The organism is Leeuwenhoekiella blandensis MED217 (assembly GCF_000152985.1).
GTDB lineage: Bacteria > Bacteroidota > Bacteroidia > Flavobacteriales > Flavobacteriaceae > Leeuwenhoekiella > Leeuwenhoekiella blandensis.
Map to the genome: position 1 here is coordinate 3499130 of NZ_CH672395.1, position 16624 is coordinate 3515753.

The window sequence follows — 16624 nt, forward strand, 5'->3', positions numbered from 1 at the left end:
TATATTTTCTAAGTATCTTTAGTTGAAGAATTTTAAATCCAACTAAAGACCGCTTTATGAAAGACATCAGCGTTGTTTTTTTACTCTTGGCTCTAATTGCTGAGATTATCGGAACCATAGGTGGTTTTGGATCTTCGGTGTTTTTTGTGCCTATTGGTAATTTTTACTTTGATTTTTATTCGGTGTTAGGGCTTACCGCAGTCTTTCACCTATCAAGCAATTTGAGTAAGATCTTTCTCTTTAAAAAAGGCGTAGATAAAAAACTGGTGCTTCGGTTGGGTATTCCTTCGGTACTCTTTGTGATCATTGGTGGCTACTTATCAAAGCTGCTTCAAGTACATTTTCTTGAAATTATTCTGGGTATTTTTCTCGTAGGTTTTAGTTTGCTCTTTCTGATCAAAAGTGAAATCGTTTTTAAACCCAGCGCGCGAAATGCAATAGTTGGTGGCTCACTCTCAGGATTTTCTGCCGGACTTCTAGGAACCGGAGGTGCCATACGCGGCTTGACCATGGCTGCTTTCAATCTGGAAAAAAGTGCTTTTATAGCGACCTCAGCCTTGATTGATTTTGCCATTGATTTCTCCCGAACTATTGTGTATTACAACAACGGCTACATTCACAAAGAAGAACTGAAGTATGTTCCGTTCCTGTTTGTAATCGGTTTGCTTGGCACGTGGATCGGAAAGAAAATACTGGTCTACATTCCGCAGAAAAACTTCAGAAAGCTTTCACTCTCTTTTATTTTGTTGATAGGAATTGTCACGATCGTGCAACTCTTTATTACCGACTAAATTTTAGTGTATAAATAAGGATTTCTGCCCGGGGTATCCTTTTTCAATTTGGGTAAGCGCTTAAAGAGTCCCGATGCCAACATCTTTTTCTGAAAGCGGCTTCGGTCTATATTTTCTTCCAAGATATGTTGATGCAATTGATGCAATTGCGGCATCGTAAACTTTTCCGGCAGGAGATTATAACTTAAATGCTCTAAGCCCACTTCTTCTTTTAAAGTTTGTCTTGCTTTGTGCAGAATGGCCTCGTGATCCATCGTGATCTTAGGCAATTTGTCAAACGCAAACCACCCAAATTCCTCATCAAAATCTTGAATAGCCGGCTGGGTTTCTTCGTAATTCACTAGTGAATAGTACGTGAGCGTTACAAAGCGTTTATTGATCCAATAGTCTGGATTCCACTTAACCTGACCTCTTTCAAAATGAGCTTTCCAAACATCGCCAAAGGCTCTAGAGCCGTCTCCAAAAACCGATAAAAACCGCAAATAAGGATCTGTGAGTCCGGTTCTGCTTCTCAACACGCGTTCAACAGCTGTATCTACACTTTCTTCCATTCCTATAAATCCGCCAGGAAGCATCCATTCATCAGCAATGCGCAACAATAAACACTTTAGTTTATCCTCGTGATATGCGATGATCACTAAGTCTGTAGAAAGGTGTGGGATGAAGTGCTTATGCCCTTCACTGAGAAATTGCTCGTAATTCATAATTCAAAAATAATAATTTGTGACTATTTGACACAATTATTATTTTTCTATATTTGTGGCGTATCGACACAAATAATCGTATTATGAAAAAAATTTTACGCATCACCTTAAAAGCGCTCGGCATACTTGTAGCTATCGCACTGATCGTCGGCGTGATAGGCTACCTTTATGTAAGCAACACCTTCTTAAGTTTTGAAGATGATTATGCCGAAAATAAAAACCTAAAAGAGCTTACCCTTGCCGATAACACCTTCATCGATCGCAATGGAAATGGCGCTTTAGACGTTTATGAAGACGATCGCAATCCTATCGAAATGCGCGTCGCAGATGTTTTAAAGCAAATGACTATTGAAGAAAAAATTCATTTACTCAAAGGTTCAGGGCTTGCTTCAGCAATGGGAATTCGTGATGACGGTATTCCCGGTGTTGTGGGTACGATAGTGGCTACACCCCGTTTGGGACTTCCCGAGGTTAATCTTTCAGACGGCCCTGCCGGACTGCGTATTGAACCCATACGTGAGGGGATTGACCGCACGTTTTATTGTACTGCATTCCCCATTGCAACCTTGCTCGCTTCTACCTGGAACACCGATCTAGTGACCGAAGTTGGCGATGCGATGGGTAATGAAGCTTTAGAATATGGAATTGATGTGATTCTAGGCCCGGGTGCCAACATACACCGTCATCCTTTTTGCGGGCGTAATTTTGAATATTATTCTGAAGATCCTGTGGTTACCGGAAAAATAGGAGCCGCTATGGTAAACGGTATCGAAGCCAATGGCGTGGGAACTTCGGTTAAGCACTTTGTTGCTAACAATCAGGAAACCAATCGTAATTATAACGACACACGCGTTTCTGACCGTGCGATGCGCGAGATCTACCTTAAAGGTTTTGAGATCATTGTAAAAGATGCCCAACCGTGGACGATTATGTCCTCGTACAATAAAGTGAACGGCACCTATACTTCAGAAAGTAAAGATTTACTCACCGATATTCTAAGAGACGAATGGGATTTTGAAGGACTTGTAATGTCTGACTGGTTTGGTGGAAACGATGCTGTAGCGATGGTTAATGCAGGAAATGATCTTTTAGAGCCGGGAACCAAAAAACAATGGGATGCGCTAGAAGAAGGCTATGAAGATGGAAGCATAACCGAAGAAGCTATCGACACAGCGGTATCTCGCATTTTAACCTTGGTTTTCAAATCTCAGAAAATGCAAGGCTATGCGTATAGCGAAAAACCAGACCTTAAAGCACATGCAGCGATCACGCGCAAATCGGCTTCAGAAGGTATGGTTTTGCTTAAAAATGAAGCCACTTTGCCCCTAGCCCAAAATTTGAATGTTGCCTTAATCGGGGTTACTTCTTATGATTTTATCGCCGGCGGTACCGGATCTGGAGATGTGAATGAAGCCTACACGGTTTCTCTGGAAGAAGGACTGCAAAACAATGGCTACACGATTAATAAAGTTGCCAAGAAAACTTATGAAGATCACAAAGCGGCTAATGAAGAAGCCTTTAAAAAGCCCGAAGGTATGAATGCCATGTTTTCGCCTTTCACCCCTCCTCAAATTGAATACACAGATGCATTGATGCAAGATATTGTAAACTCTAGCGACGTGGCTGTCGTGACCATTGGCCGTAATAGTGGTGAAGGTGGTGATCGTGTTGTTAAAGACGACTGGTTACTTTCACAGCTTGAACAAGAAATGCTCAACAAAACAACCGAAGCCTTTCACAAAGCGGGTAAAAAAGTTGTAGTGGTGCTCAACATTGGCGGTGTTATTGAAACGGCTTCTTGGAAAGCACAACCAGATGCTATTCTTCTTGCTTGGCAAGGTGGTCAGGAAGGCGGGAATGCTGTAGCTGACATTCTAGACGGAAAAGTGAATCCTAGTGGAAAACTTACGATGACTTTTCCTGTAAATATTGAAGATCACGCGAGTCACGCCAACTTTCCATTAGATGGAAAACCGATGCAAATGACCGATATGCTTTGGGGAAAAGCTGAAAAACCAGAGGATGAGCAAGAAAAAGATGTAGATTTTACTACGTATGAAGAAGGAATTTATGTTGGCTACAGACACTTTGATACCCAAAAGCTTGACGTTTCTTACCCGTTCGGTTTTGGGTTGTCTTATACTGATTTCGCAGTAAGCGAGGTCACCTCAAGCCTTGAAAATAATGTGATCAACGTTACTGCGACAATTCAAAATATAGGAGCCAATGCCGGTAAAGAAGTGGTTCAAGTGTATGTCGCAAAACCTGAAACTGCTATAGACCGCGCAGCTCAAGAATTAAAAGCTTTTGCTAAAACTTCACTTTTAGCACCGGAAGCTTCAGAAACCCTCACCCTTCAAATTCCGGTTAACGAATTAAGCTATTGGAATGAAAACACAAACAACTGGAGTTTAGAATCCGGAACGTATAGAATTAAAGTAGGAACCTCAAGCAGAAATATCGCACAAGAAGTGGAAATCACGCTAGAGTAATCCTGCTGAATTTTGATTGATGTTAATTGTAAAAGTCCTGATTCCTGTGATCAGGGCTTTTTTTATTCCTCTTCTTTCAACTTCTTAAGCGATCGATTTAAACTGCGGACAGAAATTCCCAGATAGGCAGAAAGGTCTGCTTTTGATATCTCGATATTTTCAGTCTCTTGGAGTTTTAGAATGCGTTGAAGTCCGTTTTCAGAAGTATATAATTTCTGAAAAGAAGCTTTTTTACTGGTATTGGTAATACGTTCTGCATAGGCATTTATGATGAGGCGATTCAGCTTAAGATCTGTATTCAGCAAGTTTAGAAAACAAGTTTTAGTGAGTTTATAAGCTTCTACTTTGTTTAATGCCTGCACCGAACATAACCGCGGTTCGTCGCGTATCAATTCTAATTCTCCTAAAATTTCACCTGTACTTAAAAATGCCAGAATATATTCTTTCCCGTTTTCTTCCACCAGACTTATTTTACAAAGACCGCTTTTCAGAATAAAAACATGTTGCGCAGCAGATCCTTGATGCATCAGCATCTCTTTCGCATTAAATTCTACCAGCGATACTCCAGCTGTGTCCTGCGTATAGAGCTCTTCTACAAAATTCAGAAAATTAGAAGCTTCTTGAAACATAGTTTAGTTGGGACACATGTCCTTGTTTAAGGTTTATTGCCTTTTGAAATTTGCACAAACAAAATTAAGCATGATAGAAGAAATAGCCCTAGAAACCTATACCCGAAAAGAACAATTTAATTTTTTTAAAGATTTTGAAGAACCCTTTTTTGGGATAACAACCACAGTAGATCTCACCAGAGCTTACGCTTACTGCAAAGCCAACGCATTACCCATTTTCGCCTATTATCTGCACGCGGCGAATACCGCCGTAAACGCGATCCCCAATTTTAGGCAGCGCATTCATAAAGGTAAAATTATAGCTTATGAGCGTATTGATGTTTCTACTACTATAGCGCGACCAGATCATACCTTTGGCTTCTCGATGATCAAACATGAAGCTGATTTTAATCTTTTTAAAACCCATTTTTCTGCTGAAAAAGAACGCGTTCAAAGCACAACCCAACTGATGCCTCATGGCATGACAGATCAAGTAGTTCACTATTCTGCGTTGCCGTGGTTTAATTTTAGTGCAGTTTCTCACGCACGCAAGTTTTCAATTAACGACAGTTGCCCTAAGATCACATTTGGTAAAATTCAGCAAGACGCGGGACAGGTGACTTTGCCGGTTTCTGTTCACGCACATCACGCCTTAGTAGACGGTTACCACGTTGGACTTTTGATGGAAGCGATGCAAAAGGCACTTGACCGCCAGTAATTTGCAATTGAATTTTTCACTAGCTTTAGGAGGTTAATCTTAAACTTATGAATACAACTGAAGCTAAAAACGTCGACGAATATATCGCAGAATTTCCTGAGGAGGTTCAAGAAAAAATGAAGTTGATGCGTAGCCTTATCCAGCAGGTTGCTCCAGAAGCGGCCGAAAGTATTGCTTATCATATGCCGGCTTACAAATTGAATAAGAAGCCAATGGTTTATTTTGGCGGATTTGCAAATCACTTAGGGTTCTATGCAACTCCGGTGACTCACGAGCATTTTAAGGATCAATTATCAGATTATAAAAAGGGAAAAGGATCGGTACAGTTTCCGCATAGCGAACCGCTTCCAGAACAGCTCATCAAAGAAATGATTCAGTTCAAAGTAAATGACCTATCAAAGGCTTCAAATAGCTCACTATAAGCGTCGAAGCATTAAATCCTGATCAATAAGCAAATCAACGTTCTAAAATCGCTGCGACACGCTGCACATCTTTCACCTCAAAAAAGCGCACCACCTTTGCGACCACTTGTAAAAGCTTACTCTTTGGGTTTACAATCTTTACGGCTAAAGCTGCGATTACCTGATCACGGTCAGCGATTGCTTCTTCTTTTTTAACGGCTGCGGCATATTCATTGGCAAATAGCCAAGCCCCGTCCCTAGCTATATTAATGCTAAAAGAGACCAACTTATCTTCCTTTCCTTTACCTACCAATTCTAGTAATTTAAACAGCGGCGACACTTTGCCTATGGCAGCTTTTACATCGGCAACCATCGCAGCTAGTACTTCGTTGATCTTATTAAAATCTCGTTCAAAATCAGCCAAACCATGAGCCCCGGTAGTTTCAGCAGCTGCAATCCCTAAATCGAGATTGATGTGCGCATTTATGCCCAAAAGCAGGTGTTGCATCACTAGCGCTTCAGAAACTTTAAAGGCGTTGAGCCAACTTTCAGTAGGAGGATTTCCTGCTTTGTAGTGTTGATAGGCTTCGATATAGCGATTGGCAAAAATGACATCTAATTTTTCCATCCGCGCGTTATCGTCAAATTCTTCAGCTTCAATTCCGGCCTTAATGCGCTTAGTTACCCGATTATAAAGAATTGGAAAAAATGCCATAGCGCTGTTGTTTTGTTTTTCGGTAAGGATAATAGCGTCCAGTTGCTCAATGACCTGATCGATGGTTTGTGCTTTCATTTGAAGAAGATTAAAAGGAAATTAAGCTTAATGCAGTTTCTTAATAGTTATGTGACTTTAAATTTCGAAAATATTTACAAACATCACAGCATCAAATAATTAGTTTCTTAGTTTAAGTAAAACTTTGGTTTGAGCCCGAAATAAAATAACTTAGAGTGCTTAAACCTTCTCCTTATGAACATCGCTTTCTTCAGTACAAAAAAATACGATCAGGATTTCTTTGACAGTACAAATACTGATTTCAACCATCAACTCACCTTTTTTGAGACTGGATTAAATGAGCATACTGCTTCGCTAACCAAGGATTTTAATGCTGTTTGTGTTTTTGTGAATGACGACCTCAACGCAGCCACTATAGACCTATTAGCTAAAAATGGTATTCAACTCATCGCTTTACGCTGCGCCGGTTTTAACAATGTAGATTTGAAAGCAGCAGCAGAAAAGAATATCAAAGTGGTACGTGTGCCTGCATATTCGCCACAGGCAGTCGCCGAGCACGCGGTTGCTTTGATTCTCACACTCAATCGAAAAACGCATAAAGCGTATAATCGGGTGCGTGAAAATAATTTTTCTTTAGAAAAACTTACCGGATTTAACCTCTACGGAAAAACCGTTGGGGTCATTGGTACAGGGATCATCGGGCAATGTTTTGCCAAAATTATGCTAGGTTTTGGATGTAAGGTCTTGGCTTATGACATTAAACCGAATGAGGAATTGAAAAGTTCTGGTGTTGAATATGTTGAACTTGAAAAGCTATTAAAAGCGTCAGATATCATCTCGCTGCATTGTCCGCTTAACGAACATACACATCATCTTATAGATGGCAACGCCTTTGAAAAAATGAAAGACGGAGCGATGCTCATCAATACCGGCCGTGGGGCTTTAATTGATACTTCGGCAGTGGTTGAAGCCTTAAAAAGTGAAAAGCTAGGCTATCTGGGCATCGATGTCTACGAGCAAGAATCAGGCTTATTTTTTAATGATCTTTCTGAAACGGTCAATAAAGACGATGATTTTTTAAGATTAATGTCCTTTCCTAATGTGCTCATTACCGGCCACCAGGGCTTTTTTACTAAAGAAGCCTTAGAGCAAATTGCGCAGGTAACACTTCAAAACCTTACTGATTTCGAAAACGGAGCTGCCTTAGAAAACGAGGTTAAAGCTTAATTAATTGCTTTTTCTAAAGCCTCGATGCGTTTTAGAAGCGCATCGTATTTGGCGTCTTGTGCTTCAACCTGTTTCTTTAAGTTTTGGATTTCCTTATCTTTTTCTGTCAATTCTTGAATTGCTTTGATCATTGGTGCGATCAAATCAGTATAACGCACCGATAAGTAATGTTCTTCAGACCCATCCTCTGATATAAGCCCGGCACCATCATAACCAGTATCAGCTAAAACCTGCTGAAGCTCCTGTGCGATAACACCCCATTCTTTTGTATTATCTGCATTGCTTTTACGCACATACTCTACCGGTCTGATTTGATTTATAAAATCTAAACCTAACGGAAGAGTTGCTATCTCTTCTTTGTAACGCCTATCTGAAGTAGTCGATAATGCCACTTGAGCTTCTACGACTGTTATGGCGGTATTTCCTAAGCGTATTTTATTACTGACGCCAATTCTAACTCCAGAACCTATTGCAATCGCATTGGTCAATCCTGTAACTGTTGCGTCGGCATCATAGCCAATAATAACATTATTGCTCCCAGTTGCATTAGTATTAAATGCCCACCTTCCTAAAGCTATGTTGTTACTTCCTGAAGTATTCTCATCTAGTGCATCATGGCCTAAGGCAATATTTTCTGAGCCACTTGTATTATTGTAGAGTGTAGAATAGCCAATTGCAGTGTTATACGTCCCGGTATTGGTGAGGCGCATAGTATTAAAACCAATTCCCACATTGCCATCTGCTTTTGAGTTCCTCAACGCTTCATAGCCCAAAGCTGTGTTGCGATGTCCTCCTTGACTGTCGTACATGGCAGCAAAACCAATTGCTGTATTATAACTACCGGTTGTATTATTATTTAATGCTTCAGAACCTATGCCTGTGTTTTTTTCGCCAGTTGTATTAGCGATCATAGCGTTTTTACCCACGGCGGTGTTTTGGATTGAAGTGGTATTTGAAGCCAAGGCATTTTTACCAACTGCTGTATTTTGGCCTCCTGTCGTATTCACGCGCATTGCTTCTCTCCCGATGGCTACATTTTCATAACCCGTGGTATTAAAAAGCATCACATCTTTCCCTATGGCAACATTCTCATTTCCGGTTGTGGTATTAAGCATCGCATCTTTTCCTAATGCAGTATTAGAATTTCCGGTGGTTGTATTTCTTAATGCACGAAAGCCCAAAGCTGTATTATCATTGTTTGTACCGTTGTGTAATGCCTCATACCCTACAGCTGTATTTTGATTTCCTGTAACAGAAGTATAAAGGGCTCTATAACCTACAGCAGTACTGTTTGAATTGGTTGCATTTAATAAGGCTTGTGTACCCAGAGCAACATTATTGTTACTTGTGTTCACATTTCCGGCTTGATAGCCATAAAAGGTTTGTGTCTTTGAGATTCTACCTGCCTTAGTATTATGTATTCTAAAATTTAAAGGAACATCATCTGTAGTTCCTAAAAAATTAGTACCGTCTATCGTTGTGGTATTTCCGGTTAAAGACCAGCCTGTTTGCCCCGTAGTTAAACCAATCCATTTGGTTTGCGGGTTACTCCAGTAATAAAACCCAATAGGATTACTTCCGGAAGCTGTTGCTAAAAAAACAAGCATACCATTTTGGTCGGCACCCGGATTAGTAGCAGGAAAATCTGAAAGTCTTGGGATCAACAAACCATCTGTATTGGTTGGTGCGCTTATGCTGGTAGCAGAAATGTCTAACTGTGATTTTGGAGAGGTTGTCCCGATGCCGACTTGAGCAACGAGGGAAGACACACTCAAAAATAGTGTGTAAATGAGTAATTTTTGTTTCATGGTGATCTGGGGTTTAACCAAGTAAAACTAATCTTATAATCAATAAACTATCTTGATTTTTATCAAAAAACTAAAAGGTTTTACTTAGGCTGATAATTTAATAAGAACAATCAATATGTACAAGTTAAAAAAGCCTAAAATATGAAACTAAAAAAGGCAATCCGATACGGACTGCCTTTACTTAATTCAATAGAAACTGTTGTTTTATTTTACATCGTAGCGATCTAAATTCATCACCTTAACCCACGTCTTCACAAAGTGTTTTACAAAACGCTCTCCTGAATCTTCAAGCGCATAGGCTTCTGCAAGGGCTCTTAATTCTGAATTTGAACCAAAGATTAAATCGACACGTGTACCCGTCCATTTTTTCTCACCGGTATTGCGGTCACTTCCTTCAAAGAGTTCATCTTCTTCAGAAACTGCTTTCCAGGTGGTATTCATATCCAATAGATTTACAAAGAAATCATTGGTCAAAGTTTCAGGTTTATCTGTGAATACTCCATAATCTGAACCATCAAAATTGGTATTCAATACGCGTAAACCTCCAACTAAGACCGTCATTTCAGGTGGTGTCAATGTTAATAATTGCGCACGGTCTACGAGAAATTCTTCTGCTTTAATTTCAAAACGGTCTTTCATATAATTTCTGAATCCATCAGCAACTGGCTCTAATGCGTCAAATGCCGAAGCATCGGTTTGCTCCTCAAGCGCATCTGCTCGTCCCGGCGTAAAAGGTACGCTGATATCGTGACCGGCATTTTTTGCTGCCTTTTCTACTGCGGCACTACCTGCTAAGACAATAAGGTCTGCAATTGACACTTTTTTGTTTCCGCTTTGCGAATCATTAAAAGATTTTTGAATTCCTTCTAAGGTTTTTAAAACGGCGTCTAATTGCTCAGGATTATTCACATCCCAAGTGCGCTGTGGTGCAAAACGTATACGTGCTCCGTTAGCTCCACCACGCTTGTCAGATCCTCTAAAGGTTGATGCTGAAGCCCAAGCCACAGAAACCAATTCTGAAATTGAATGACCTGATTCTAATATATTCTTTTTGAGATGCGCTACATCTGCATCTGAAACCAACTCGTGATCTACCGCCGGAATAGGATCTTGCCAGATCAATTCTTCCTGTGGAACTTCAGCTCCTAAATAACGCTCTTTTGGCCCCATATCACGATGTGTTAATTTGAACCAAGCGCGTGAATACGCATCAGCAAATTCCTCTGGATTCTCCATAAAATGTCTGGAGATTTTCTCATACTCAGGATCAAAACGCAGTGATAGATCTGTGGTTAACATAAAAGGTGCGTGCTTCACATCTGCTCTGTGTGCATCTGGTACCGTACCTGCTCCGGCATCATTTTTTGGTTTCCATTGGTGTGCTCCTGCGGGGCTTTTTGTCAATTCCCACTCGTAACCAAATAGATTCTCAAAATATTTATTACTCCATTGCGTTGGTGTATCGGTCCAGGCACCTTCTAATCCACTGGTAATGGTATCTGCTCCTTTACCAGAACCAAAATTATTCTTCCAACCAGTTCCCATAGCTTCCATTCCGGCGGCTGCAGGTTCTGCCTCAACATATTCATCAGGATCTGCTGCACCATGGGTTTTTCCAAAGGTATGTCCACCTGCAATTAGCGCAACCGTTTCATAGTCGTTCATCGCCATTCGGCCAAAAGTCTCACGAATAAAATGTGCCGACTCTACCGGGTCTGGATTGGCATTGTGTCCTTCAGGATTCACGTAAATCAATCCCATATGAGCTGCACCAAGTGCTTTCTCTAGTTCGCCGCCTTCATAACGCTCTTTATTTCCTAACCATTCGGTTTCTGCTCCCCAATATACTTCTTCGGGTTCCCAAACATCTTCACGTCCTCCTGCAAAACCGAACATATTTAATCCCATAGACTCGTGGGCGCAGTTTCCGGCAAGAATCAATAGATCGGCCCAAGAAAGTTTATTTCCATATTTCTTTTTAATTGGCCATAACAACAAACGTGCTTTATCTAAGTTGGCATTATCTGGCCAGCTGTTTAAAGGTGCAAAACGCTGCTGCCCGCTACCGGCTCCTCCTCTACCATCGTGAATACGATAGGTTCCTGCCGCGTGCCAGGCCATACGAATAAAAAACGGACCGTAGTGCCCATAATCTGCAGGCCACCAATCTTGGCTATTGGTCATCAAATCGTATAAATCTTGCTTTACCGCTGCAAGATCAAGGCTTTTAAATGCTTCAGCATAATCAAAATCTTCATCCATTGGATCAACCAAAGAAGAGTTCTGCTTTAAAATACTTAGGTTAAGCTGATTGGGCCACCAATCTCTGTTTGTAGTGCCCTGCCCGGTGACGTGATTCATTTCACCACTTAAAAATGGACATTTAGCTGATTCGTTTACGTCCCAAACTTTGCCGTCTGTTCCGTGATCGTTTCCGTTTTTATTTTCCATAAGTCTACTAGATTTTAAAGATTTCTGTGATGTAAAGAACTTCAATAATAATGAGTTATTTTGATAGCTTTGATTTATAGTTTTTATAAATCAATAACCAAAACCTATATACAACGATTGAAATCCTTTATTCATCCTTGAATTTACTTATTTTAGAGGAAACAGAACACGAACTTCGATTGAAAAAATAGTTAGCTCAACGCTATTAATTCGTTATTAAAATCTTTATTGTGAAGTCTAAAGTTCTTTTTGGAATAAGTCTCCATTTTGGTCTTGCTAGTTGACTCCTTTTATGAAAGATGAAATAAGCCCAAGCCTAGGGGATCCCAAACGCTATTAAAAGATTACTCCTTAATTTAAAGCAATAGTGTATCGAAAAGCCAACGGATTTACTGTAATTTTAGGTCACTAATTAGACGAGGATGCATCCCAACGAACAGATCATTACCAATTTTTACAAAGCTTTTCAAAATCACGATCCACAGGCGATGACCTCCTGCTACGCAAAGAACATCATCTTTGAAGACCCTGCCTTTGGAAAAATTCAAGGGAAGCGGGCTTTTGCAATGTGGTATATGTTGATCGAGCGCGGCGGCGATGCATTGCATATTGAATTTAGCGAAGTGCAAGCCAATGACTACAATGGGAGCGCAAAATGGACCGCAACCTATACCTATGGGCCACAAAAACGAAAAGTGATCAATCATGTCGTTGGAACCTTTAGCTTTCAAAATGGGAAGATCGTACAGCATACCGATCATTTTGATCTTTGGCGCTGGTCTAGACAAGCGCTAGGCTTTAAAGGATTTCTTTTAGGCTGGACCAAATTTATGAAACTTAAAATTCAGCAGACTACCAGCAGAGCACTCTCAAGCTATTTGCATAAAATGAAGTCTTTTGAAGTCGAATTTTAGCCCTTAGCTACTTTTGCTTGAAAAGCTCCCGGAGAGATCTTGTTCATACGTTTGAATACACGATTAAAATACGATCTACTCTCAAAACCACATTCTAGATAGATATTCTTGATTTTTCGGTTAGGGTCTTGGAGTAAGCTTACCGCAAGTTTAATACGCTCTGTATTTATAAAGTCAACAGGAGAAAGGCCTAATTCATTCTTAAAGACACGGTAGAAATTAGATTCACTCATACAAGCTTTTCTGCTTAATAACTCTACAGAAAGAGACTCGTGCAAATGATCACGTATGTATTGAATTATATAAGCCAGTCTATTATCGCTGCTAAGCTTAAGCGCTTTATCGGTATAGATTTTACGGTTATTGGTTTGCAGAATACGCACGATCAATTCTTGTAACATATTATCTACAAAGAAATCTTTTGAAGGGTGATTTTCAGTAAAAAGAAAGAGTAAGCGTTGCAAGATCTGAAAGATTCCGGCATCGTTAGTAAAATGAAAATTATAATCCATCAGGCTCCACTCTTGCCCATCTGCTTTGCCAATATTTTCATTCATCAAGGTCACCACATTTTTGATTTTATCTTCTGCAATGGCCATTGCCAGGCACCGCGTGGGGTTGCTGTGTTGCGCTTCAGGAAAATCGATACACATCACTTCGTCTGCAGGAAGAATAAGTGATTCTCCGGGTAAAAAATCAAAGCTGTTGTGATCACGCAAGTGCATTATTTTCTTTCCGTGAAGCATACTTGCCAGTACCGGCTTGTCAAATTGTAGCAAAACACGTTCTGCCTGTTGATGGGTTTCAAATACATGCATTGCCGCATTATTTAAGGTATATGAGGTTTGATTCTCAACAAGATTTTCAAGCTTTCTGTTTTCGAAAAAAGAATCGGGCAATTGCATAATGAAAATTATATTATCCTTAAAGTAAGATTGATTAAGTATTAAATATACAATATTATATAGCTAAAATTAACACATTTATAATTTTTGAGAGAATTGTACACTTTTTTGATAGAATTGGTCAACCCAGCTGTGTATGTGTTGATTAACTTTAGACAACCTAAAATGCATAGCGCATTTCCTAGATTCTAATTCAACCGAAAATTAACGTGTAACAATTTAAAGACAATTCTTATGAGTGATGTAAAAACTGCTTCCGCAAACGTTATAGAGAAGCCTAAATTTAAAGATCAGTACGAAAACTTTATTGGAGGAAAATGGACTTCCCCGGTAAAAGGACAATATTTTGAAAATGTATCTCCTGTTGACGGCGCCAATTTTACAAAAATACCGCGTTCGACATCTGAAGATATTGAAAAAGCCATTGATGCCGCTTGGGAGGCTGCTCCTGAGTGGAACAATTCTGCAGCAGCCTACCGCAGTAATTTGTTATTAAAAATTGCTGATGTGATGGAGCAAAATCTCGAGGCGCTTGCGCGTGCCGAAACCTGGGACAATGGTAAAGCGATACGGGAGACGATGGCGGCAGATCTACCGCTTGCAGTAGACCACTTTAGATATTTTGCCGGTGTGATCAGAGCCGAAGAAGGTTCGGTAAGTGAGTTAGACAGCAATACCGTCTGCTTGAATGTCACAGAGCCTCTTGGGGTCGTCGGGCAAATTATCCCGTGGAATTTCCCATTACTTATGGCAACCTGGAAACTCGCTCCTGCGCTTGCTGCCGGAAACTGCGTAGTGCTTAAACCTGCTGAACAAACGCCTGTTGGAATCTTAATTCTTATGGAATTGATCGAAGATATTCTACCGGCCGGAGTGCTCAATATCGTAAATGGTTTTGGAGCCGAGGCCGGTAAACCGCTTGCTTCTAGTCCGCGCATCAATAAAATCGCGTTCACCGGCGAGACCACAACAGGTCAATTGATTATGCAATACGCTTCAAAAAATATTACGCCGGTCACTCTTGAACTTGGAGGGAAATCTCCAAATGTATTTTTTGAAAGCGTGATGGATGCTGATGATGACTTCTTTGATAAATGTCTTGAAGGTGCTACGCTATTTGCTTTGAACCAAGGTGAAGTGTGTACCTGTCCATCTCGTTTACTGGTGCAGGAAAGCATTTTTGATGCTTTCGTAGAACGCGTGGTAGAACGTACCAAAGCCATAAAACTAGGACATCCTTTAAGTCCGGATACGATGATGGGTGCACAAGCTTCTAATGATCAATATGAAAAAATCTTAAACTACATCAACATTGGTAAAGACGAAGGTGCCGAAGTGCTTTGCGGTGGTGGCGCTGCCTACAATGAAGGTTTAGAAGGTGGATATTACATTCAGCCTACGATCCTAAAAGGGAATAACAAAATGCGTGTTTTTCAAGAAGAAATTTTTGGACCGGTACTTTGTGTGACTTCTTTCAAAGATGAAGCAGATGCTATAGAAATTGCAAATGACACCTTGTACGGATTAGGTGCCGGCGTTTGGACAAGAGATACACACCAAGCCTATCAAATTTCAAGAGCGATCAAGGCCGGTCGTGTTTGGGTAAATAACTACCACAATTATCCTGCACACGCTCCATTTGGCGGATATAAAAAATCTGGTATTGGTCGTGAGAACCATAAAATGATGTTGGCACATTATCGTCACACCAAAAACATGCTAATCTCTTATGACAAAAAAGCAATGGGCTTTTTCTAAAAATCAAATCATGACACCACGTGTAGAAGCAACAGATGCTGCAAAGGAAATTATAGACCAATTAAGGGAAGAACACGGTGAACTTATGTTTCACCAGAGCGGGGGCTGCTGTGACGGCTCGTCCCCGATGTGTTTCCCCAAAGGCGATCTTATGATCAATGAGACCGATGTGTATCTGGGAACCATACACGGCTGCGAGTTTTATATGTCTAAAGACCAATTTGAATATTGGAAGCATACACAACTCACGGTTGATATAACCTCGGGAAGAGGCTCGAGTTTCTCATTAGAGATTCCGCTTGGGATTCGGTTTGTTATTAAGTCTAGGATGTACACCGAAGAAGAAGCAAAAACCCTCAGCCCAACACGCAGTGGAGAACAATAGTTGTCACGAACTCTACTACATTAAAAAGCCTCCTTTTTAGGAGGCTTTTACATTTTATATCAACTTATGCGCACCCCATTTGGAACGGGTAAATCTGGATTGAGTAGCGTGACTTCTTCTCCATCTACTGCGCCCAGCAACAGGCACTCGCTCATAAAGTTTGCAATTTGCTTTTTAGGAAAATTCACTACTGCGATCACTTGTTTTCCTACGAGTTCTTGCCGCTCATATTTTTTGGTTATTTGTGCAGAGGTTTTTCTAACTCCAAGTTCTTCACCAAAATCTATATGTAATTGAAAAGCGGGTTTTCTTGCTTCAGGAAAATCGCTTACGCTTATAATGGTTCCCACACGCATATCTACGCGTGCAAATTCAGACCATTTCAAGTCGTTATTCATTATGTTCAATCTTCAGTTTTTGAATCATTTCTTGAGAAATTTGTCCGCTGTATGCGCCATACGCATCAACCAGAAGGCCTCTCTCGCCACTATCGGTATTGATCACATAAAGTACACTGTTGTCGCCGGGATTGGTCATTCCTTCAAATCTAAATGCTTCTTCTACTTCGATTTGTCCTGCTTTCCAGGTTTTCTTATGTGCTTTAGATTCGATTCCTTCGTCAACCAGATTAAAATCGGTATCGTATCCTTTCTTCTGTAATTCTTCAATCGCTACGGATAGCGAGCTATATGTATTTTTCATAATTGCTAGTTTTTATTAAAGTTACAA

Annotated in this window: 16 protein-coding genes; 8 read left to right on the plus strand and 8 right to left on the minus strand. The window is 40.4% G+C overall.

The genetic code is table 11. From position 1 onward, the window contains the following. The first annotated feature begins 56 nt into the window (after positions 1-56). Complete coding sequence (locus tag MED217_RS14970) at positions 57-791, plus strand: sulfite exporter TauE/SafE family protein (RefSeq protein WP_009781388.1); 735 nt, start codon at positions 57-59, stop codon at positions 789-791. Here MED217_RS14970 and MED217_RS14975 read toward each other — a convergent pair. Continuing rightward, positions 788-1495, minus strand: a complete 708-nt coding sequence (locus MED217_RS14975; protein ID WP_009781389.1) for an NUDIX hydrolase — start codon at positions 1493-1495, stop codon at positions 788-790. The genes MED217_RS14970 and MED217_RS14975 overlap by 4 nt on opposite strands. A gap of 83 nt (positions 1496-1578) precedes the next feature. Here MED217_RS14975 and MED217_RS14980 point away from each other — a divergent pair, with 83 nt between their 5' ends. Further along, entirely contained in the window at positions 1579-3987 is a 2409-nt protein-coding gene (locus tag MED217_RS14980) for a beta-glucosidase family protein (RefSeq protein ID WP_009781390.1), read from the plus strand. 62 nt (positions 3988-4049) lie between these two features. On the opposite strand, the gene MED217_RS14985 is transcribed toward MED217_RS14980, so the two are convergent. Further along, positions 4050-4616: a Crp/Fnr family transcriptional regulator gene (locus MED217_RS14985; protein WP_009781391.1), complete on the minus strand. Its 567-nt coding sequence runs from the start codon at positions 4614-4616 to the stop codon at positions 4050-4052. A 70-nt stretch (positions 4617-4686) separates the two neighbouring features. Here MED217_RS14985 and MED217_RS14990 point away from each other — a divergent pair, with 70 nt between their 5' ends. Then, positions 4687-5313: a chloramphenicol acetyltransferase gene (locus MED217_RS14990; protein ID WP_040533702.1), complete on the plus strand. Its 627-nt coding sequence runs from the start codon at positions 4687-4689 to the stop codon at positions 5311-5313. A 47-nt stretch (positions 5314-5360) separates the two neighbouring features. After that, on the plus strand, positions 5361-5735 hold the full coding sequence (locus tag MED217_RS14995) for an iron chaperone (RefSeq protein WP_009781393.1): 375 nt from the start codon (positions 5361-5363) through the stop codon (positions 5733-5735). Between the two features lie 34 nt (positions 5736-5769). On the opposite strand, the gene MED217_RS15000 is transcribed toward MED217_RS14995, so the two are convergent. Then, a complete protein-coding gene (locus tag MED217_RS15000) occupies positions 5770-6507 on the minus strand; it encodes a DUF5995 family protein (protein WP_009781394.1) in 738 nt (245 codons plus the stop codon). A gap of 174 nt (positions 6508-6681) precedes the next feature. Here MED217_RS15000 and MED217_RS15005 point away from each other — a divergent pair, with 174 nt between their 5' ends. Next, positions 6682-7674 carry a 2-hydroxyacid dehydrogenase gene (locus tag MED217_RS15005; RefSeq protein ID WP_009781395.1) on the plus strand — a complete coding sequence of 331 codons (993 nt, stop codon included), beginning with the start codon at positions 6682-6684 and terminating at the stop codon, positions 7672-7674. Here MED217_RS15005 and MED217_RS15010 read toward each other — a convergent pair. After that, entirely contained in the window at positions 7671-9482 is a 1812-nt protein-coding gene (locus MED217_RS15010; RefSeq protein WP_009781396.1) for a tail fiber domain-containing protein, read from the minus strand. The two genes, MED217_RS15005 and MED217_RS15010, sit on opposite strands and share 4 nt — an antisense overlap. 204 nt (positions 9483-9686) lie before the next feature. Continuing rightward, positions 9687-11933, minus strand: a complete 2247-nt coding sequence (katG, locus tag MED217_RS15015) for a catalase/peroxidase HPI (protein WP_009781397.1) — start codon at positions 11931-11933, stop codon at positions 9687-9689. A 422-nt stretch (positions 11934-12355) separates the two neighbouring features. Between katG and MED217_RS15020 the strand changes: the two genes are divergently transcribed. Then, positions 12356-12847 carry a nuclear transport factor 2 family protein gene (locus MED217_RS15020; RefSeq protein ID WP_009781398.1) on the plus strand — a complete coding sequence of 164 codons (492 nt, stop codon included), beginning with the start codon at positions 12356-12358 and terminating at the stop codon, positions 12845-12847. Here MED217_RS15020 and MED217_RS15025 read toward each other — a convergent pair. Further along, a complete protein-coding gene (locus MED217_RS15025) occupies positions 12844-13665 on the minus strand; it encodes an AraC family transcriptional regulator (protein ID WP_230199282.1) in 822 nt (273 codons plus the stop codon). The genes MED217_RS15020 and MED217_RS15025 overlap by 4 nt on opposite strands. Before the next feature lie 321 nt (positions 13666-13986). Here MED217_RS15025 and MED217_RS15030 point away from each other — a divergent pair, with 321 nt between their 5' ends. Then, positions 13987-15510, plus strand: a complete 1524-nt coding sequence (locus tag MED217_RS15030) for an aldehyde dehydrogenase family protein (protein WP_009781400.1) — start codon at positions 13987-13989, stop codon at positions 15508-15510. Further along, positions 15482-15895, plus strand: a complete 414-nt coding sequence (locus tag MED217_RS15035) for a DUF779 domain-containing protein (protein ID WP_009781401.1) — start codon at positions 15482-15484, stop codon at positions 15893-15895. Before MED217_RS15030 ends, MED217_RS15035 begins: the two co-directional genes overlap by 29 nt. Positions 15896-15954: 59 nt before the next feature. Here the strand turns inward: MED217_RS15035 and MED217_RS15040 are convergent, their stop codons facing one another. Further along, positions 15955-16293, minus strand: a complete 339-nt coding sequence (locus MED217_RS15040) for a tRNA-binding protein (protein WP_009781402.1) — start codon at positions 16291-16293, stop codon at positions 15955-15957. After that, positions 16286-16597 carry a hypothetical protein gene (locus tag MED217_RS15045; RefSeq protein ID WP_009781403.1) on the minus strand — a complete coding sequence of 104 codons (312 nt, stop codon included), beginning with the start codon at positions 16595-16597 and terminating at the stop codon, positions 16286-16288. The genes MED217_RS15040 and MED217_RS15045 overlap by 8 nt, the downstream gene beginning before the upstream one ends. Positions 16598-16624: the final 27 nt, after the last annotated feature.